Source organism: Microcoleus sp. N9_B4 (assembly GCF_036701635.1).
Classification (GTDB): domain Bacteria; phylum Cyanobacteriota; class Cyanobacteriia; order Cyanobacteriales; family Microcoleaceae; genus Microcoleus.
This window is the reverse complement of sequence record NZ_JAUBRC010000037.1, coordinates 56,907-74,637: the sequence shown is the minus strand read 5'-3', so window position 1 is coordinate 74,637 and position 17,731 is coordinate 56,907. Positions and strand designations below refer to the sequence as shown.

Annotated in this window: 19 protein-coding genes and 1 tRNA gene; 11 read left to right on the top strand and 9 right to left on the bottom strand. The window is 46.0% G+C overall.

What is annotated here, in order from left to right:
• The 4 genes from QUA43_RS22445 to QUA43_RS22430 form a co-directional block, all read right to left on the bottom strand.
• The coding region (locus tag QUA43_RS22445; RefSeq protein WP_333376628.1) for a ribbon-helix-helix protein, CopG family at positions 1-647 on the bottom strand (647 nt) is incomplete at its 3' end.
• 60 nt (positions 648-707) lie between these two features.
• Positions 708-857: a hypothetical protein gene (locus QUA43_RS22440; protein ID WP_333376631.1), complete on the bottom strand. Its 150-nt coding sequence runs from the start codon at positions 855-857 to the stop codon at positions 708-710.
• 21 nt (positions 858-878) lie between these two features.
• A complete protein-coding gene (locus QUA43_RS22435; protein WP_333376626.1) occupies positions 879-1,535 on the bottom strand; it encodes a HEAT repeat domain-containing protein in 657 nt (218 codons plus the stop codon).
• A 154-nt stretch (positions 1,536-1,689) separates the two neighbouring features.
• Positions 1,690-2,619, bottom strand: a complete 930-nt coding sequence (locus QUA43_RS22430; RefSeq protein ID WP_333376624.1) for a phosphodiester glycosidase family protein — start codon at positions 2,617-2,619, stop codon at positions 1,690-1,692.
• Between the two features lie 71 nt (positions 2,620-2,690).
• Between QUA43_RS22430 and QUA43_RS22425 the strand changes: the two genes are divergently transcribed.
• Positions 2,691-3,500, top strand: coding sequence for a pentapeptide repeat-containing protein (locus QUA43_RS22425; protein ID WP_333376622.1), 810 nt, complete (start codon positions 2,691-2,693; stop codon positions 3,498-3,500).
• A 289-nt stretch (positions 3,501-3,789) separates the two neighbouring features.
• Here QUA43_RS22425 and QUA43_RS22420 read toward each other — a convergent pair.
• Positions 3,790-3,874 (bottom strand) — tRNA-Ser (locus QUA43_RS22420).
• 214 nt (positions 3,875-4,088) lie between these two features.
• Here QUA43_RS22420 and QUA43_RS22415 point away from each other — a divergent pair.
• A complete protein-coding gene (locus tag QUA43_RS22415) occupies positions 4,089-4,457 on the top strand; it encodes a 2Fe-2S iron-sulfur cluster-binding protein (RefSeq protein WP_333376621.1) in 369 nt (122 codons plus the stop codon).
• Positions 4,458-4,491: 34 nt separating this feature from the next.
• On the top strand, positions 4,492-5,007 hold the full coding sequence (locus QUA43_RS22410; RefSeq protein ID WP_333376619.1) for a thermonuclease family protein: 516 nt from the start codon (positions 4,492-4,494) through the stop codon (positions 5,005-5,007).
• 93 nt (positions 5,008-5,100) lie between these two features.
• Here the strand turns inward: QUA43_RS22410 and QUA43_RS22405 are convergent, their stop codons facing one another.
• Complete coding sequence (locus tag QUA43_RS22405) at positions 5,101-5,250, bottom strand: hypothetical protein (RefSeq protein ID WP_333376618.1); 150 nt, start codon at positions 5,248-5,250, stop codon at positions 5,101-5,103.
• Between QUA43_RS22405 and QUA43_RS22400 the strand changes: the two genes are divergently transcribed.
• The 8 genes from QUA43_RS22400 (at position 5,236) to moeB (ending at position 11,940) form a co-directional block, all read left to right on the top strand.
• Positions 5,236-6,051: an inositol monophosphatase family protein gene (locus QUA43_RS22400; RefSeq protein ID WP_333376616.1), complete on the top strand. Its 816-nt coding sequence runs from the start codon at positions 5,236-5,238 to the stop codon at positions 6,049-6,051. The two genes, QUA43_RS22405 and QUA43_RS22400, sit on opposite strands and share 15 nt — an antisense overlap.
• A gap of 102 nt (positions 6,052-6,153) precedes the next feature.
• Entirely contained in the window at positions 6,154-7,053 is a 900-nt protein-coding gene (locus QUA43_RS22395; RefSeq protein ID WP_333376615.1) for a tetratricopeptide repeat protein, read from the top strand.
• Between the two features lie 53 nt (positions 7,054-7,106).
• Positions 7,107-7,304, top strand: coding sequence for a hypothetical protein (locus tag QUA43_RS22390; RefSeq protein ID WP_333376613.1), 198 nt, complete (start codon positions 7,107-7,109; stop codon positions 7,302-7,304).
• 206 nt (positions 7,305-7,510) lie between these two features.
• Positions 7,511-8,746: an ATP phosphoribosyltransferase regulatory subunit gene (locus QUA43_RS22385; RefSeq protein WP_333376611.1), complete on the top strand. Its 1,236-nt coding sequence runs from the start codon at positions 7,511-7,513 to the stop codon at positions 8,744-8,746.
• 305 nt (positions 8,747-9,051) lie between these two features.
• Positions 9,052-9,279 (top strand): indolepyruvate ferredoxin oxidoreductase subunit alpha, encoded by a 228-nt coding sequence (locus QUA43_RS22380; protein WP_006635695.1) that lies wholly within the window; start codon positions 9,052-9,054, stop codon positions 9,277-9,279.
• Between the two features lie 182 nt (positions 9,280-9,461).
• Positions 9,462-10,070, top strand: a complete 609-nt coding sequence (locus QUA43_RS22375) for a Uma2 family endonuclease (protein ID WP_333376609.1) — start codon at positions 9,462-9,464, stop codon at positions 10,068-10,070.
• Positions 10,071-10,208: 138 nt separating this feature from the next.
• Complete coding sequence (locus QUA43_RS22370) at positions 10,209-10,688, top strand: M67 family metallopeptidase (RefSeq protein ID WP_333376607.1); 480 nt, start codon at positions 10,209-10,211, stop codon at positions 10,686-10,688.
• A 79-nt stretch (positions 10,689-10,767) separates the two neighbouring features.
• The gene (moeB, locus tag QUA43_RS22365) at positions 10,768-11,940 is read left to right on the top strand and encodes a molybdopterin-synthase adenylyltransferase MoeB (protein ID WP_333376605.1); all 1,173 of its coding nucleotides are present in this window, start codon (positions 10,768-10,770) and stop codon (positions 11,938-11,940) included.
• A 47-nt stretch (positions 11,941-11,987) separates the two neighbouring features.
• On the opposite strand, the gene QUA43_RS22360 is transcribed toward moeB, so the two are convergent.
• The 3 genes from QUA43_RS22360 to QUA43_RS22350 all read right to left on the bottom strand — a co-directional run bounded on the left by QUA43_RS22360 (position 11,988) and on the right by QUA43_RS22350 (position 17,690).
• Complete coding sequence (locus QUA43_RS22360; RefSeq protein WP_333376604.1) at positions 11,988-13,538, bottom strand: hypothetical protein; 1,551 nt, start codon at positions 13,536-13,538, stop codon at positions 11,988-11,990.
• Complete coding sequence (locus tag QUA43_RS22355) at positions 13,525-13,884, bottom strand: hypothetical protein (RefSeq protein WP_333376602.1); 360 nt, start codon at positions 13,882-13,884, stop codon at positions 13,525-13,527. Before QUA43_RS22355 ends, QUA43_RS22360 begins: the two co-directional genes overlap by 14 nt.
• Before the next feature lie 344 nt (positions 13,885-14,228).
• Positions 14,229-17,690 (bottom strand): CHAT domain-containing tetratricopeptide repeat protein, encoded by a 3,462-nt coding sequence (locus tag QUA43_RS22350; RefSeq protein ID WP_333376600.1) that lies wholly within the window; start codon positions 17,688-17,690, stop codon positions 14,229-14,231.
• Positions 17,691-17,731: the final 41 nt, after the last annotated feature.

Here is a 17,731-nt window from a genome sequence, read left to right as displayed (position 1 = left end):
TGCTGCTGCAAAGAAGCGATCGAACTTTCGCGTTCACTCAACTGCTGCTGTAAACTTTCGTAACTTGACTTCGCTACTGTTTCGGCTAATTGGCTTTCGAGATTTTGCTTTTCGGTAGCCAATTGCTGCTGCAAAGAAGCGATCGAACTTTCGCGTTCACTCAACTGCTGTTGTAAACTTTCGTAACTTGACTTCGCTACTGTTTCGGCTAATTGGCTTTCGAGATTTTGCTTTTCGGTAGCCAATTGCTGCTGCAAAGAAGCGATCGAACTTTCGCGTTCACTCAACTGCTGCTGTAAACTTTCGTAACTTTCTGGCAACGGATTTGGCTTTACACTCACCGAGTCCGATAGAGTTTCTGGCGTTACAGCGTCATTAATTTCGCTTTCTTCGGCTGTTTCCCCTTGCAAGTGGGCTGCCTCTACCTCAGTTTCTTCACCTTTTTTCCAAGTGACAGTAACTTCCGTCTTGTCCTTAGAAATATCCAGAGCGCCTTGTGCCAAGCGTTCTAGGAGTTCCGACCTTGATATTCCGAGCTTGCGAGCGATCACGTTTAATCGATCGGCACTAGAAGAAGTCAGCGAAAGTCCGACTTTGACTTTACTTTCTGAATTGGAACTAACTACATTGCGATTTTTTTTGACCATTGGCATTTTCCTCATGCCAACCTACACTAATAAGTGTAGTGGCTGAAGCTTCTATTAAAATTAATTCTTGTTACTTACCAATTGTGCCAGCTTCTGTTCCCAATTGAACAAAAATTCGTGAATATACTCTTCGATCCATTCCTCGCCGTAGAACCCCGTGAAGATTCCCTGGGCCGGGTTTTTTTCGGCAAGATACCGCAGATAGCACAGTTGAGCTTGTAAGCCGTTGTTTTAAAGCGAAGCTTCCAAAGTCGCACCTGCAACCCGATAATCTCGATCTTTTGCCAAATAGCTCACAGCAGCGCGAGCTTGAGGATTGTCAAATTTGCTCAGTGCGCGAGCAACTCGCAGCCGAATGCCCCAGTAATCCGAACTTACTAGAGGTAATAATTGCTGCAATGCCTCTTCTTGCTTCACAGTATTTGCCAGCACACCAAATCCGTCAATTGCTGCTTCCTGAACTGGTAAATCTTCGCCACCAAGACCGATCGCACAAATTTCAAATACTGCATCAGGACACTGCATTTCATACAGCGGAGCCATGATACTGCGGCGGACGAGCCAATTGTCATCGCGGCGAAAAGCTTCGACTAAATGAGAAATTGCCTCGGTTCCGAACCTTGACAAAGAGTTAGCGGCTTCGGCGCGCACGTTCGGATCGCGATCGAACTGCATCATTTTTAACAGCGCCGCAAAAGCTTCCCCAGTTTGAATCTGCCGCAATCCCATCGCCACGAACGATCGCACCATAAACTCCTGATCCTCCACTTTGCTCAGCAACATCGGTAGCGCCACCGCAGAATCGCAGTTTCTCAGAGCCGTTACCCCCCGCAGCCTCTCTTGAGAATCCGAACTTTGCAGCGCTGCTTGGATTTCGCTAATTTCCATAAGCCAATTATATATTTATTTTTGTTACGTTTCTTTACAATCGTAGCAAAAATTCCCGGATTTTGGGCAGATTTTAAAAAAACTCACTGCTGAATAAGAAATTTTGTGGGTATTTAAGCGAATTTTTGTATTAGTAATGAAGGCCATCAATACCCTATTTATTTGAGTATGCGGAGGCATCATTATTATCTCGCGCGTAAAATCCCAAATGATTGGAAATTGGACGTTCCTGCATGGGAATTTTATTCTGAATCGGAGCATTCAAGAGTTTCGCTCCTGACGGCGATGCTACTGCAAAAGTTACCGACCCGCCGCCATCTAAATTCAGCACTGTCTCGGCTCCCAACTGCATCGAAATATCAGTTATTTCGCTCAATTTCAGCCCTTCACTGTAAAGCCTCTGCTTGCCGTCTGCCAGAATTAGCCACAACTTGTCGCCTGTTTTGTCGATCGCCGCGACTGCACGGGGATAGGGTTTATCCTGTTTGCGTTCTTTTTGACTTTGTGCTACGGGTTTGCCATTTTTTACCAGCAAATTATCTCCGGCAACTGCATAGGCTGTTCCCGCAGGACAAGTGCCGTTTTCGATTATTTCAGCGCGGTTTTTGGCATCAAAACAAAGGGCGGGAAAGCCTGAATGTGGTTGAGAATAAGCTTGTCTTTTGGCAATGGCGTGTCCGACATTATTTACTCGATCGCCACTGCGGGGATAGTAATCCCAAGGTGCTTCCTCGATGCAGGGATAAAAAAAGTTGCCGTTGACTGCTAATTGCAATTTAAATTCTTTCAGGAATTTAGTAGCGGTGCGGGCATGGGTTTCTGTTAAATCGGCTGTTGGGTTTCCGGGAGTGACAAAAATTCCTATTCCCGGCGCTTTTAGGTCGATGCTAACAATGTGAATTAGGGTGGGACGCGGATTAGTCCGAAATTCCCTGCGGTAGGCTATTCCTTGAAAGAGCGATCGGGCTTCGTTTGTTTGTTGGGGACGCAAAAAGTAGGGAATGTTGTAGAGTAGTATTGGTGCGAGCAATATTCCGAAACCGAGAATATGCCAAATTTGTTTGAACGTGGGCCGATAAGTCATACCATTTTAGATTTTAGATTGGGGACGGAAACACTAACAGATTTATATATTTTCCAGCATCCTCTACTAATATGAAGTATTCGGATTCCAATAATTTTAGCAATCAAATTTTACGAAATCGATCGTTCCAAGGACAAGTTCTTAACGGTGCTGATTTCAGCGGTGCGGATGTTAGAGGCTGCAATTTTAGAAATGCTCAGTTAGCGGGTGCGAATTTTATCGGTGCAAAAATCGGGCTTTCTCGGCGACAGATTGCTGTTTTGAGTGCGGGGGCGATCGCGATTTGTTTGGTTGTGGGCGATGTTCTGACTCGACTGATTTTGGGAGCCCAAGGACAAGTACCGGACTCTCGCAGTTGGCCTTTTGTTCTGTTGCTGTACGGGGTTTTGAGCGCTGCTGGTATCGCTTCGGCGATCGCCAGCAAACAGCCAAAAACCTCAAAAGCGGGTAGATTGGCACGAACAATTTCTGCTATTCTATCAGGAGCTTTGCTGGGATTTTTCTATGCTGGGACTGCAACTAATAATAATTCCCAGGCTGCTCTTGCTGGAATGTCGATCGGCGGGGTGTTAATGTTTTTTGTGAATTCCCGGATTCTTAGCCAATTTGCACAGGTGGCGATCGCATCGGCTGGAAGTGTGGCGACTTACGCAGCGGCTTTTTTGTTCAGTGCAACGGCGAGCGCTTTTCTGAGCACTCACAAACTGTTTTGGGGTATGTGTTTCGGTTTGCTGTCGCTGCTGTATCTTTGGTTTGCGTTTGTGTCTTTCTCGGCTATTGTTCGAGAGATTGGAAATGCTGAGGGTACTTCCTTCAGAGGGGCAAATCTCGCTGATGCTAAGTTCGATATAAATTACCTCAATCTAAAATCTAAAATTTAAAATCTCAAATTCCCTAATTGACATTCAAACAGCAATTGAGCCAGCAGAAAGCGACGCTTTGCTGCAAACGGTGGCGATTGGTGTAGGTCACTATGGTTTTCTAGTATTGGCATTATATCTGGGTGTTTATTCTCGGCGCGATCGCCCTAATTGACAATCAAACATTGAAAAGCGATATCCCTTGATTTTTCTAAAAGAATTCAAGGGATATCGCTAATAATCAAAGTATTTATCTCAGATCAGAGATTTTTTTTGCAAGCTGTTTTTTTTGCCTAAACAGCTTGTTTAACGGAGAGGGAGGGATTCGAACCCTCGTTAAGTTGCCCTAAACACACTTTCCAGGCGTGCGCCTTCAACCGCTCGGCCACCTCTCCAGGGCTAAATTCATTCATTTAGCCACAGCTAAACTATCTTAGCAGAACAAATCTGATTTGGGAAGGGGTAACGGCATAAATTTGCTGTTTAATGGGGGGTAGGGTGTCAAACGGGCAGGCCGGATTCTCCTCCCTGTGTGGCAAACTCTTTCATCTAAAGGATTTGGCCCCGCAAACCCCAATCTAAAATCTAAAATCTAAAATCTAAAATTCCATGACTCGCTCTTACACAATTAAAATTCATAACAGACAAACGGGAGCGCGCCACACTGTGCGAGTACCCGAAGACCGCTACATCCTGCAAAGCGCCGAAAACCAAGGAGTAGAATTGCCCTTTTCCTGCCGCAACGGCGCTTGTACCGCCTGTGCGGTGCGCGTCAAGTCGGGGGAAGTGCACCAGCCAGAAGCAATGGGGCTTTCGGTGGAACTGCAAAAAGAAGGTTATGCCCTGCTGTGCGTCAGCTATCCCCGTTCCAACATCGAGGTAGAGACGCAAGACGAAGACGAAGTGTACGAACTGCAATTCGGCCGTTACTTCGGCAAAGGTAAAGTTAAAGCCGGTTTGCCGTTGGATGAAGAATAAGGCAATTTGATAAATAATCAACTACCAATTATCCATGCTTTATCGATTATTGGCGATCGCCCTTTGTCTGTTGTTAGCTAGCTGCCAAAAACCAGAAATGCCCCAAGGTACGATCGCCAAAGTAGAAAGGGCCATCAGCGGCCAAACAATCGAAGTTATCAGTACAGCCGACAAAATAGCCTTATTAGAACAAATCAGGCTGATTGGTATTGATGCGCCGGATTTAAAACAGCAGCCTTGGGGAGAAGCAGCCAAACAAAGACTAGAACAGCTAATTGGGGGAAAACAGGTATTGTTAGAATCAGACATCGAAGAGAAAGACCAGTTCGATCGCAAACTAGCCTACTTGTGGCAAGATAAAAATTTGCTCAACGAACAGCTAATCAAAGAAGGTTATGCCCTGGCCTCAGTGCGATCGCCCAACACCAAATACCAGCAGCGACTCATCAACGCTCAAGAATGGGCGAGACTCATGGGTAAAGGCCTGTGGAATCCAGAACGAGCTTTGCGCCAAACTCCCGCAGAATTTCGCCAGCAAAATCGGAAATAGTAAGTAGTCATTAGTCATTAGTCAGTAGTCATTAGTCAGTAGTCAATGAATAAAAACTCCTCAGTTATAACTAACAACTAATGAGCAATGATTTCATTCTTCCTTCTTCCTTCTTCCCTCTTCCCTCTTCCCTCTTCCTTCGTGTCCTTCGCGTCTTCGCGGTTCGTACTTCCTCTTCCTTCTTCCTTCTTCCTTCTTCCTTCTTCCTTCCGCTATAACAACTAACAAATGACTGACAATCAACTGCAAAACTTCTTAGAAATAGCCACCGAAGCAGCCCTAGCCGCCGGTTCCGTCCTGAAATCTTTCTGCGGAAAATTAGAAAAAATTCAAGAAAAAGGGCGATCGGGCGATTTAGTCACAGAAGCCGACAAAGCCTCAGAAGCCGTCATCTTAGAAATTCTCGGCCGCCACGTACCCCACCACGCCATCCTCGCCGAAGAATCCGGCAAATTAGGAGATGCCAGCAGCAAATACCTGTGGGCGATCGACCCTTTGGACGGCACAACCAATTATGCTCACCAATATCCTTTTTGGGCCGTGTCGATCGGACTTTTAATCGACGGTATACCACAAATTGGAGTAATTTACGACCCTTTTCATAATGAATTGTTTCGGGCCGGCAAAGGATTGGGAGCAACCTGCAACCGTTTGCCGATCGAAGTTTCCCAAATCTCAGAATTGAGAACCAGCTTGCTAGTCACTGGCTTTGCATACGATCGGCGGGAAACAGCAGACAATAATTATGCCGAATTCTGTCACCTCACCCACCTCACCCAAGGCGTGCGGCGCAGCGGTTCCGCATCCCTAGACCTCGCACACCTGGCGATGGGGCGATCGGACGGATACTGGGAACGGGGACTCGCCCCTTGGGACGTAGCAGCGGGTGTACTCATCGTCTCCGAAGCCGGAGGTCAAATTACAGCTTATGACGGCAGTGCCTTTGAGATGAGCTCGGGTCGGATTTTGGCCACAAACGGCAAAATACACGCCGAACTCAGCAGCGCACTGCTAGCAGTTCCTCCCTTATCTTCTTGGAAGTAGCGTGCCCGCAGCAATAGATCGGGGGTAGTACGGGGGTCAGAACCCCTTGACTCAAGCTACATTAAAGAATAGTGAAAAGCCAGGAAAGGAAGAGTAAAATTTATGTCTTTTGAAATGACAAAAGGGCTGTTCAAGTATGATTTTACAGATCAGCACGCAATTTTGGGAGTTCCCTTAGACGCCGAGTTTAACGACATCCGCAAGCGCTACATGAAAATCGCCCGCCGGTTGCATTCGGATACTTGCTCTTTTGAAAGCCAAGCCGATAAAGATTGGGCTAACCAATTTTTGTCAAAAGTAGTCAATCCGGCTTACAACAAATTCTCTAAGGAAAGCGATCGCAAAGAATACAGCCTGCTATTAGCAGCCATCGCCAAGCGCGTCGTTAAAGAACAGGCGAAAATGCAAATTGAAAGCGAAGCAGCCAAACAGTTAGCTACCGCTAAAAATTGGGAAGAAGCTTACAAAACAGCAGTTAGCAAACTCGCTCTCAAGCAGTACGAATCAGTTAAGGAAACGCAAGAGGCGATCGATCAAATTAGCGAACTCAACATGGTTTACCTGCTGCGAAAAGAGCGTGGCATTGCAACCCCGCCACCACCTCCCCCAACCGACGTAAAAAAAACAGACCCCCCAACCCCAACCCCAACCCCAACCACAACTCCACCTCCGGTAATAGACTCGCAGACCGAAGCCTATTGCCGCCGAGCTCAAGGATTTATGGACAGCAAAAATTACGCTAAAGGAAGTTTGGAGTTGAGGGAAGCCCTGAAGCGCGATCCGAAACACAGCAAGGCTCACGCTATGTTAGCAATGTGTTACCTTGAACAAAATCAAGCCACAATGGCCAAACTTGAGATGAACAAAGCTTTGGCATCAAATCCTGAAGAACCGACGGCTTTGGAGGTTAAGAAAAAGCTGGAACAAGCTTCCGCAAAGGCAAAAAAAGGTGACGAGAAACCAGGATTTTTTGCAAGTTTGTTTGGCGGGAAGAAGAAGTGAGAAGTTGTGAGTTGTGAGTCTTGAATATTTAGAAATTGGTAAACTGCTCAGCAGTGGAGCGATCTCGCTCAAAAGAATCAAGAGTTGGTGATATCACATCCGATCGCAGTCGGAATTATACCGTCAGTATGATCGTCCCGCGATCGCGGATGCTCCAGAAAGAACGGGACGATCGCACTGACGGGGAAAATGATTATTCCGATGCAAACGAAAACGATATGACGCCTGAATTTGTTAAAGTCGAAGGTTAAGCTGGCCTGCTTCGACTTTAACACCGTCCCCTAAAGCTAAGCTTCTAAGCCCAATCTAAAATCTAAAATCTAAAATCTAAAATTGAGATGACACCTTAATTTGTTAAAGTCGAAGGTTAAGCTTGCCTTCTTCGACTTTAACACCGTCCCTAAAGCTAAGCTTCTAAGCCCAATCTAAAATCTAAAGTCTAAAATCTAAAATTGATATGGTTCACCAACCCCCATCGGGTGCAAGAGATTTATTGCCCCTTGACGTTGCTCAAAAAATTTCGATCGAACGGCGCTTACAGCAGGTTTTTCACCGCTGGGGCTATCACCGGATTATTACCTCTACTCTAGAAAGGCTGGAGACATTGATGGCTGGGGGCGCGATCGACCGATCGACCTTAATTCAATTGCAAGACGCCGAGGATGGAGAACTTGGTTTGCGGCCGGAATTGACAGCATCCATCGCCCGCGCGGCTGCAATGCGGATGGCCGGGACTCGCTGGCAGCCTCAGCGCCTCTACTACAACGCTAACGTGTTCCGCAAGGGCCCAGATACTGGCTCAGGCGGGCAACAGGAGTTCTATCAAGCTGGGGTAGAGCTGCTCGGCGCGGGGGGGGCGGTTGCGGATGCGGAAGTGCTGCTGCTGCTGTCTGAGTGCTTGCAGAGCTTGGAAATAGATGAGTGGCATTTGGTTTTGGGAGAAGCGGGCTTGACTGCAACATTGCTGGAACCGTTTCCGCCAAACGTGCGCCAAAAAGTTCGGGGGGCGATCGCCAATCTCGATCGAATTGCCTTGGAAACTTTGCCGCTGTCAACCGAATTGCGAGACAGAGCTCTGCTGTTATTTGACTTGCGCGGCCGCCCAGAAGAGGTGTTGCCAATTGTTGCCAAACTGGATTTAGATTTGCCGCAGCAAGCCGCGTTAAATAATCTCAAATCTGCGATCGAATTGCTGCACCAATGCCAGTCAAAAATTCCCAATCTCAAATCCCACATTCACCTCGATTTGAGTTTAATTCAAACATTTGACTACTACACTGGAATTGTGTTTGAAGTTGTCAGCAGCAGCAAGACAGGACAGCGAGTTTTAGGACAAGGGGGGCGCTACGACCAACTTTTGGGACTGTTCGACCCGCAAGGGCAAAATTCCCCCGGCATCGGGTTTTGTCTAAATATTGAAGATTTGCACCAAGTTTTGCTGACAGAGGGGCAATTGCCCACCCAGACGCCAGCTAGCGACTGGTTGGTTGTGCCTCAAACTCCTGAAGCTAGTGCCGCCGCGTTTGCTTATGCTCGCAAACTCCGAGAGTCTACTCACCTCGTTCGGGTAGAAATAGATTTGGAGAGTCGGGAGACTGCGGAGTCGGCGCGGGAATACGCGCGCGATCGACGAATTGCTCAAATTGCTTGGGTAAATGCCGAAGGATTGCCAACAATTGAAACGGTAAATTAGGCTAATTGGTAATTGGTAATTAGTAGTTGGTAATTGGTTAAAAATCACCCGATATGATATTATGTATCCTGCTGATTGAGAGAAGGTTTTGCCAATTGCTAATTGCTAATTCCCGATCTACCTAATATCGTTTCTGGCTGCATCGGAATGATAAATTAGAGGGCAATTCAGGAAGGATTTTTACAAGTCGCTACCTATCTCGGCGCAATTTTCAGTTGTTCGATTCACAGTCAACAGTCAACAGTCAACAGTCAACATCATTCCGGTGCAACCGGAATTGATATAAAATCTTTTGAGAGAACACTATGGCACACACTATTGTTACGAATATTTGCGAGGGAATTGCTGATTGCGTTGGCGCTTGTCCGGTTGCTTGCATTCACCCCGGCCCCGGCAAAAATGTCAAGGGTACTGATTGGTTTTGGATTGATTTTGATACCTGTATTGACTGCGGTATTTGTTTGCAGGTGTGTCCTGTCGAAGGTGCGATCGTCCCAGATGAGCGGCCTGAGTTGCAGCAAACTCCCTCTTGATTGAATTAACTCTTTTTCCCCTTCTCTTCTCTTCCTTTGTGTCATAAGCGTCTTCGCGGTTCGTTAAATTTATATAGGAACTTTTTTAATGAACCGCAGAGGGCGCAGAGGACACAGAGAAGAAGAGTGAGAAAGAGCAGAAATATCTAACGTTTAGATATCTTAAGTGCAGGTAATTATTTATGCTACTTTTAGATCCAAAAACTCTCGATCCAGCGACTGAACAGCGCATAATTCTATATGATGTGACTTGGAAGCAATACGAACAACTTTCCGATATGTTTGTCGATGAATTTCCCAGGATGACTTACTTGGAAGGAACGTTAGAAATTATTATGACGACTTCGCCAGAACATGAAAGGCTTAAAAAAATTATTGCCCGCTTGATAGAAACCTATGCGGTTGAAAGGCTAATTAATCTCAACGGTTACGGAAGTGCTACATTTCGCCGCGAAGCTGTGAGACGGGGTGCCGAACCGGATGAGTGTTACTGCTTGGGTGCACTTGCAGAAATCCCTGATATTGCGATCGAAATTGCTCTCACTAGCGGTGGAGTTGACAAACTAGAAGTGTATCGCGGTTTGCAAGTTCCTGAAGTCTGGTTTTGGGCTAACGATCAATTTTCTCTTTACCACTTGCGGGAGTCTGGTTATGAGTTAATTTCCCGCAGTGAATTTTTGCCTGAGTTAGACTTTTCTGTATTGAGTCAATATGTAGGATATGTTAACCAAACTGAAGCTGTCATTGCTTATAGAACTGTTTTGCAAACAGCTACAGGAACCTCAAATTAATAGACATCTCCAGAAAAGCCAGTATTGAACAGGCAAGAGGCCTGTTCCACAATTAAAAAAAAGCCCGTGAAGCGTAGCTATCCCGCTCTTAATCGCACTTTACAAAAAAAACTACAATAAAATCTACAATAAAATCCTATGCAGCCGATCGCACTTTCCGACTCTCAAATTTTATCAATCCGCACCCACGCCGAAAGCACTTATCCTGAAGAATGCTGCGGTTTGTTGCTCGGTCGAGTTACTGGCGATGTTAAAACTTTAGTAGAAGTTTGGCCGACTCAAAATGCTTGGAGTGCGGAAGCTGAGGAGAATTGGCCGGAACAAAAAGGATTGACAGAAAGACGCAGATATGCTATTAAGCCCGAAGATATGTTGCGGGCGATGAAACATGGGCGCGATCGCAATCTGGATATTATCGGTATATATCATTCTCACACGGATTGTCCCGCAGTGCCCTCAGAGTGCGATCGGACATTGGCCTGGGCCGAATACTCTTATATTATTGTGTCCGTCCGACAAGGCTGTTCGGAAGACCTTCGCAGTTGGAGTCTTGACGGAGAGGGGAACTTTCAAGCAGAGGAAATTCTCCCACTGGAACCGACTGAGATTAAGAAATAATTAGTAAAGATAACAAACACGTAAAAATGCGAAAGATTCAGATAGGATATAATTCAAAATCTGCGCTACACACAATATCATGCTAAATCCTAATCTGGACGAGATCCAGCTCAACAAACAAGAATACGAACGCTACTCTCGCCACCTGATCCTCCCAGAAGTTGGATTGGATGGGCAGAAGCGTCTCAAAGCTGCCAGCGTGCTCTGCATCGGTACGGGAGGCCTCGGTTCGCCGCTGCTGCTGTATTTAGCAGCCGCCGGTGTTGGCCGCATTGGGATTGTAGACTTTGATATTGTTGACCATTCCAACTTGCAGCGGCAGGTAATTCACGGCACTTCTTGGGTTGGGAAACCGAAGATTGAGTCGGCTAAAAATCGGATTTTAGAAATTAATCCTTTTTGTCAAGTTGATTTGTACGAAACTCGCGTTAGTTCGGAAAATGCGATCGACATTGCCACTCCTTACGATATCATCATCGACGGTACGGACAACTTCCCGACTCGCTATTTGATGAACGACGTTTGCGTGCTTTTAAACAAACCCAACGTCTACGGTTCCATCTTCCGATTTGAAGGGCAAGCAACAGTTTTCAACTACGAAGGCGGCCCGAATTACCGCGATTTGTACCCGGAACCCCCGCCTCCTGGGATGGTTCCTTCTTGTGCAGAAGGTGGCGTTTTAGGCGTTTTGTGCGGAGTTGTCGGTTCTATCCAAGCAACGGAAGCTATCAAGATTATCTTAGGTCAAGGCACTACTTTGAGTGGCAGACTGTTGCTTTACAATGCCTTAGATATGACGTTCCGGCAATTGAAACTGCGGCCGAATCCAGTGCGTCCGGTAATTGAAAAGTTAATCGATTACGAACAATTCTGTGGCATTCCTCAAGCTAAAGCGCAGGAAGCAAGTCAACAAACGCAAGTTCCTGAGATGACTGTCACGCAACTTAAGGAGTTAATCGACAGCGGTGCGAAGGATTTTGTATTGTTGGATGTTCGCAATCCCAACGAGTATCAAATTTGTCAAATTCCTGGGTCGGTTTTGGTTCCTTTGCCGGATATCGAACACGGCGCAGGTGTCGCTAAGGTCAAGGAATTGTTGAACGGCCACCGCTTGATTGCACACTGCAAAATGGGCGGGCGTTCTGCGAAGGCTTTGGGGATTTTGAAGGAAGCTGGAATTGAGGGGATTAATGTTAAGGGCGGAATTACTGCTTGGAGTGAAGAAGTAGACCCGTCTGTACCTCAATATTAAGCTCAATCTTTTTCTGGGGCGGGTGAATTGCCCGCCCGGAACCGGGATTATGGCGGCGGCAACTGTTTATTTCTACTTAGTAGATTCTTGAACTTACCTAGTAGATTCTTGGAATTTGCCAGTAACAAAACCCCACCCCAAACTACAACCCCCGCACCGATACTAATCAACAATACCAAGGCAAAAGAATTAATTCCCACCTTCAGGAAAGGCAAAGCAATCATTTGATTCGGCGGGTCTTGTTTAATCAAATAAGGAGAACTGCCAGCCACTACGCCGGCTACTCCCAAACCAAAGCCGACAGCTTGAATCGTTACCTCTAGTTTCGCATCCCGATAAGCTTCTTCGATCGCCACAATAGCTCGAATTGCCTCGGTTGCTTGGTCTAGCAAGCCGGAACCGTGTTTGAAATAGCCTAAATCTGCTTGAATCTGCCTTTGAAACTGCGGGCAAGTTTCTTTGCTGAATGTTTCGAGGAAACTTAAATTGGGATCACTATCATTGTACTTGTTTCTTGCTTTTAAGTCAAGACTTATTTGATTTAATTTATCCTGGTAATTTTGGGCGTTAATGGCGATCGTATTTTGGCGAAACTCTAAATCAATCAGCATTCGGGCATACTTCACAGCCCGAGGCGGCATCTCAATCATCTGAGTTTCCAGATATTTTAATTCTTCTTCCTTTAAACCCGCACCTTTCGATTGCCTCTGCTGAGCTTTATCTCGCTGCAAATACTTAAAAGTCTTGTCAATATCCAGTTCAATTTGTTTGTATTCCTCGCGAGTCACGGCGTAAAGCTTGCGGCTGTCGTGATAAGCACGAAGAATCTTATTTCGGTACAAAAACAAATCCATAAAATCGCTGTACCGCGTCTCATCCCAGATTTCATCAGTTGTCGGACTGTTGAAAAACCAGATAATAATGTGACAGTAACTATCGGGCTGACTCGGATTACCATACTCCAAAATCGGACTGCCGAATAACTCGCCTTGACGGTAAAAATCCGGCATATTTTGACCGGCAATCAACTTTTCCAAGCACTGTTTGCCTAAAGCTTGGAGAAACTGGGAATCTGCCCGCGCCGCCTGATTTTGTTCGACACTCAGCCAAGCTGTAAGCAGCAGAGTTTGCCCGAAATAACTCTGCACGAAATCCGGCAGCAAGCAGTTATCGGGATTAAATTCCTTGAAGATGCTAACATCGACAGCAGGTGTTTTAATGCTGTTAACTTTTTCTGGGACAAAAATTTTTAAACCCAGGGCATAGCTGTCATCAATTCGCAGCGGTAGGGCAAAACCCTTGACAGGAATTTGCTGATTTTCAACCGAAATCTCCTTATCAAAGGGTAGAGACTTGCGGTTGCCAACAACTTGTTTATTAATCAGCTCAACTCGGAAGCCGACAGGTTCCTCTTTTTTGTGAAAATAGCTGTCATTAAATTTTGTACTGACTGCTAATTTAGTTTGCAAAATCTCATCGCACTTCTGCCACAAACTGGCGGAGTCCACAGGGGAATTCGACTCTGATTCTATGGCGTTGCAGAGGTGAAAGGCAAATAGATAAACGTTGGGGGCATAGATTTTGCTAGTTGGAGTCATTGCTGGTATCTGATTGATTATTTGCTGCGATTTCTTGAAGCTTTTTGTAGCTATCTTCAATGCTGGTACGCAGGGTTTGAGTGATATTGGTTAGTGGCGGTGTTGTACTTGGGGTGGGTTCGCCCGCATCGTAGAAATCTTTTCGCAGACAATCTCTTAATTGCTCTCCTAAGTCGCGCTCTATACACCAATTTTTGATAGCTTCAGCAATTAAAGATTCATTATCTGCTAAGTTTGCTATTTCGTCCTCTAAGTTGGGTAAATCGCGCCATGCTTCCGGCAAGAAAATGCTCGGTTCTTCCTTCAGCCAGTATAGAAAGGTAGCGATATTTTTGTGAATTTTCACAGTCTAATCCTCCGTTAATAAAATGTGATTTCAACTGGTTCCCCGGCTCTGCCTGGGAACCGATGTCTAGAGGCTCTGCCTCGCTTTTCAACTGGTTTCCCGGCTCTGCCTGGGAACCGATGTCTAGAGGCTCTGCCTCGCTTTTCTAGCAGGAAATTTGGAGGCAGAGCCTCCGGATGTGCGTTACCAGGCAGAGCCTGGGAACGAGTAGAAGGAGGTGAATAACTCGAATTGAGTATAACTCTTCAGTCCTCTGAGTGAGGACTTTCGCTAAAATGCCCGTGGAATTCATTCCCTGGCGGCCTTTCGGTTTAACCTTAAAACCATTATAATACCCACCCGATCTAATATCCAGTAGCACAGAATGCCGCCCAATACTTAGGATGAACAAAAGGCTGCTTAGCCTTGGGTATATAACTTAACCAATCTTTCACACTTTCGCTCGATTTTTCATCTAAATTTAACAATCCTACCCAAACTCGAAAATCCTCCATACTCACCCCGCGCATCCAGTTTTGCGCCGCATTCAAAGCGAGGGCGACTGAATCTGCATCCGGCAATTCCTGATAAAATTTAATCATTAAAATTGCGGTGGCAAAATCATCGACAGCCCACAGACTGCTGACAACATTCATGCTACCCGCATACAAGAAACCGCTGGGTAAACCAATGTATTCATCCGTCATTGCGGTTGAGGTGGTTAACCCGGTTTCGCAGGCGGAAAGTGTGACGAGACTGCACTGCGGTAACTGCAATTCGGCAAAGATTTCTCGCAGGGTGAGGCATTTTTCTGGGATGGCTTTTCTGCCGCTGCGTAGGGTGACATAGCGCTGTTTTTCAGCGGGCTGATTTGACTCTGGGGGCGGGGGTGAGGTTTGCGGTTCCAGGGAATCGGCTAACACTAAGGATGACAGCAGCGGATAGTCAAAGTTGAAGATGCCGTGACAGGAAAAGTGCAGGTAGTTGGCGTTTGAGAGGTTTTCTCGGTTTTCGTTGAGGGCGGTTTTTGTGGCTTGTTTTTTGAGTAATATTTGATGCGGATTGAATCTGGTTTTGATGGTTTCTACTTCCATGTCGGCGTTGAATAAGTCTTCGGTGGGATTCTGGAGGGCAAATAGTTGTTGCTGATTTGGTGGGGGGGAGTTTCTGGTGGTGATGCGATTTTTTACGAGTTCCAGCAGTTGCAAGCTGGGGGCGTATTTCACGCCTGCGGGGAAGCTGTCGAGGAGGTAGCCGCGAAAGTTAGTTTTTTCTTTAAATCGGGTTTCTGAGGTGAATTGTAGGGCGTGGAGGGGGAATAGGTGCAGGTAGCGGTGGGGTACTAGGATTAGTTGTTTGCAGTTGGGGGGGATGTGGGCGATTATCTCGTTTAATCGCAGGACTTCTGAGAGTTTTTCGAGTTTTTGGGATAGGGTTTTTTGCCAGGTTGTGTTGGTGTTTTGGTTGCGGTATTCGTCGAGATAGTTGTTTTTCCAGGTTTCTAATTCGGCTATTTCGGTTGTGGTATATGTGACTGGTTTTATGCTGTCGCGGGTGATGATGAAGACCGATCCTCCCCAGCTATCATCGGGGTAGGAGTCATTGCCGATGTACCATTCTATGATTGCTGTTTCGGTGTCTAAGGTTTGTTGAAATTTGGTGATGTCGATGGGCTCGACTTTTTGAGTTAGGGTGAATTCTGGTTCTCGCTGTTTTATTTGTTCTAGCAGTTGTGCTAGTTGCTGTGATGTTGTTTCTAATTTGGCTTTTTGTTGTTGGAAATATTCGGGGCTGAGGCTGCGGGTTTGGGTTGTGCGTTGTGAGGGAAAGTCTTCGGGAACCCCCCCCGGTCCCCCGTTGGTAAGGGGGGGAGAAAGAGGGGGAGGAGATGGGGTTTCTGTTTCTAGGAGTTGTTGGGAGGCGGCGATTTGGCGGCGCAGGTTTTGGAGTTGCTGTTTCTCGGTTTCGGTGGCTGTTTTGGGGTAGATTTCGCTGTTGGTGAAGAGTTCGACTAGGTAGCGGGATTTGCTGCGTTCGATTGTTTGCAGGGCTTTGTCATATTGTTGGTGAATGATGCAGGATTGCATCATTTTTTCGTAGACATCGAGATTTTCTTCGATGATTTCTCGTTTGCGGTTGTCGGATGTGATCCACTCGCGGCTTTGTTCGACTGCTTGGATGGCTTTTTCGTAGCCGAATATGGCTGTTTCCCACAAACTTTCTGCAAATCCTAAATTGCCTAAGTTTTGCCCACTTCGCAGACACTCACGGGGTAAGGTGGTAGGAGTGTAAACTTCTAAAGCACGTTTTTGACATTTAATCGCCCTTTCTATATTCTCTCCCCTGTCTCCCTGGATTCTGTCACTGTAAGCAGTTGCCAAATTATTTTGAGTCCCAGCCCAATTTTGGGGAAAAGCTTCGCGGGTGCGAACTTGTAAAGCAGCTTCATAAAATCCGATCGCCCTTTCTAAATTATCACCCCTGTCTCCGTGGATTCTGTCACTGTAAGCAGTTGCCAAATTATTTTGAGTCCTTGCCCAATCTTGGGGAAAAGCTTCGCGGGTGCGAACTTGTAAAACTGCTTCATAAAGGGCGATTGCCCTTTCTAAATTATCACCCCTGTCTCCCTTGATTCTGTCACTGTAAGCAATTGCCAAATTATTTTGAGTCCCAGCCCAATCTTGGGGAAAAGCATCGCGGGTGCGAACTTGTAAAGCAGCTTCATAAAATGCGATCGCCCTTTCTATATTCTCTCCCCTGTCTCCCTTGATTCTGTCACTGTAAGCAATTGCCAAATTATTTTGAGTCGCAGCCCAATCTTGGGGAAAAGCTTGGCGGGTGCAAACTTGTAAAGCTGCTTCATAAAATGCGATCGCCCTTTCTAAATTATCACCCCTGTCTCCCTGGATTCTGTATCTGTAAGCTTCTCCCAAATTATTTTGAGTCGCAGCCCAATCTTGGGGAAAAGCATCGCGGGTGCGAACTTGTAACACTGCTTCAAAAAATGCGATCGCCCTTTCTAAATTATCACCCCTGTCTCCCTTGATTCTGTCACTGTAAGCAATTGCCAAATTATTTTGAGTCGCAGCCCAATCTTGGGGAAAATCATCGCGGGTGCGAACTTGTAAAGCAGCTTCAAAAAATGCGATCGCCCTTTCTATATTCTCTCCCCTGTCTCCCTGGATTCTGGAATAGTAAGCATTTGCCAAATTATTTTGAGTATGAGCCCAATCTTGCGGGAAAGCATCGCGGGTACCAACTTCTAAAGCAGCTTCAAAAAATGCGATCGCCCTTTCGATATTCTCACCCCGTTCTCCTTTGATTCTGCTACGGTAAGCAGCAGCCAAATTATTTTGAGTCCTCGCCCATTCTTGCGGAAAAGCATCGCGGGAAAGAACTTCACTAGCTGCTTCATAAAATGCGATCGTCTTTTCTAGATTATCCTGCCTTTCTCCTGTGATTCTGTTCCTGTAAGCAGTTGCTAAATTATTTTGAATATATCCCCAGTTTTCGGGATCATCATATCGGTTAAAAATTTTCAGTGCCACCTCATATCCTGCAATGGCAATTTCCATATTGCTGCTTTTGCTACCCAGTGGAAACTCTTGAATCAAGTTACTGAATTCTAAAATATTAATAATAATGTCTCTAGCTTGGCGGTATTTTTTTTCTGCTATGATTTTAGTTGCCCACTTCCGTAAAAATCCCGCAAAGTCATCATCGATCCGTTTTTCCTTGGATTTCAGGATGGCGATTTGTGCTTCCTCGTTGGGGGAGTTGATCAGGGATTCTATCAGGTCGAAATAGGTTTGTTTTTTGCTTTTCATTGCACTACCCATGTTTGGGATATTTTACATTTTTGGCGCGG

What these genes read in the sequence shown, in the direction of transcription:
- QUA43_RS22375 (WP_333376609.1), top strand. Translation starts at nt 9,462, where the DNA reads ATGCTACTTTTAGATCCAAAAACTCTCGATCCAGCGACTGAACAGCGC.
- QUA43_RS22410 (WP_333376619.1), top strand. Translation starts at nt 4,492, where the DNA reads ATGCTTTATCGATTATTGGCGATCGCCCTTTGTCTGTTGTTAGCTAGC.
- QUA43_RS22380 (WP_006635695.1), top strand. Translation starts at nt 9,052, where the DNA reads ATGGCACACACTATTGTTACGAATATTTGCGAGGGAATTGCTGATTGC.
- QUA43_RS22395 (WP_333376615.1), top strand. Translation starts at nt 6,154, where the DNA reads ATGTCTTTTGAAATGACAAAAGGGCTGTTCAAGTATGATTTTACAGAT.
- QUA43_RS22435 (WP_333376626.1), bottom strand. Translation starts at nt 1,535, where the DNA reads ATGGAAATTAGCGAAATCCAAGCAGCGCTGCAAAGTTCGGATTCTCAA.
- QUA43_RS22400 (WP_333376616.1), top strand. Translation starts at nt 5,236, where the DNA reads ATGACTGACAATCAACTGCAAAACTTCTTAGAAATAGCCACCGAAGCA.
- QUA43_RS22360 (WP_333376604.1), bottom strand. Translation starts at nt 13,538, where the DNA reads ATGACTCCAACTAGCAAAATCTATGCCCCCAACGTTTATCTATTTGCC.
- QUA43_RS22385 (WP_333376611.1), top strand. Translation starts at nt 7,511, where the DNA reads ATGGTTCACCAACCCCCATCGGGTGCAAGAGATTTATTGCCCCTTGAC.
- QUA43_RS22415 (WP_333376621.1), top strand. Translation starts at nt 4,089, where the DNA reads ATGACTCGCTCTTACACAATTAAAATTCATAACAGACAAACGGGAGCG.
- QUA43_RS22370 (WP_333376607.1), top strand. Translation starts at nt 10,209, where the DNA reads ATGCAGCCGATCGCACTTTCCGACTCTCAAATTTTATCAATCCGCACC.
- moeB (WP_333376605.1), top strand. Translation starts at nt 10,768, where the DNA reads ATGCTAAATCCTAATCTGGACGAGATCCAGCTCAACAAACAAGAATAC.
- QUA43_RS22425 (WP_333376622.1), top strand. Translation starts at nt 2,691, where the DNA reads ATGAAGTATTCGGATTCCAATAATTTTAGCAATCAAATTTTACGAAAT.
- QUA43_RS22430 (WP_333376624.1), bottom strand. Translation starts at nt 2,619, where the DNA reads ATGACTTATCGGCCCACGTTCAAACAAATTTGGCATATTCTCGGTTTC.
- QUA43_RS22350 (WP_333376600.1), bottom strand. Translation starts at nt 17,690, where the DNA reads ATGAAAAGCAAAAAACAAACCTATTTCGACCTGATAGAATCCCTGATC.